A 357-nucleotide genomic window follows, 5' to 3' on the forward strand; every position below is an offset into this window, starting at 1 on the left:
TCATGGTGTGGGCGTTTTGATTAAGCGTTAGAACTAAATCATGCCAGAAATGGGCGCCCACTCCCACCTTTTCGCTTGCGCTGCCAAGCAATTTTCATCCGTTCCGCTAGTTTTGCAAGAGGCTCCCGTGTGCCCGCAACCGCTGTAAAGTGGCTCATTTCATGCACTAGTGTACCGCCCTGGGAATCTGTTCCAGTCACAGGCGCGCGCCAAAAAGCGCCGCAAACATATAGGTGATTAGCGCTGATCTTCAGCATAACTGAACTTTGGTCGCCGTTACGTGTCCAACCTTGCATATGCGTGCGCGGTGGCGCAGGCGGGAGAAGATTATGGCGACGATGAATCGGGTTCAGTTTC

1 protein-coding gene is annotated in these 357 nt (G+C 52.9%); it reads right to left on the reverse strand.

Annotated elements, in window-relative coordinates; translation table 11 throughout:
* Positions 1-38: 38 nt before the first annotated feature.
* Positions 39-296: a M35 family metallo-endopeptidase gene (locus F1735_RS38030; protein WP_308628312.1), complete on the reverse strand. Its 258-nt coding sequence runs from the start codon at positions 294-296 to the stop codon at positions 39-41.
* Positions 297-357 lie beyond the last annotated feature (61 nt).

The sequence above is a fragment of the Massilia genomosp. 1 genome (assembly GCF_011682185.1).
Lineage (GTDB): Bacteria > Pseudomonadota > Gammaproteobacteria > Burkholderiales > Burkholderiaceae_D > Telluria_A > Telluria_A rubra.

Excerpts from the sequence above, each read along its gene's own strand:
- F1735_RS38030 (WP_308628312.1), bottom strand. The coding sequence starts at position 296 with ATGCAAGGTTGGACACGTAACGGCGACCAAAGTTCAGTTATGCTGAAG.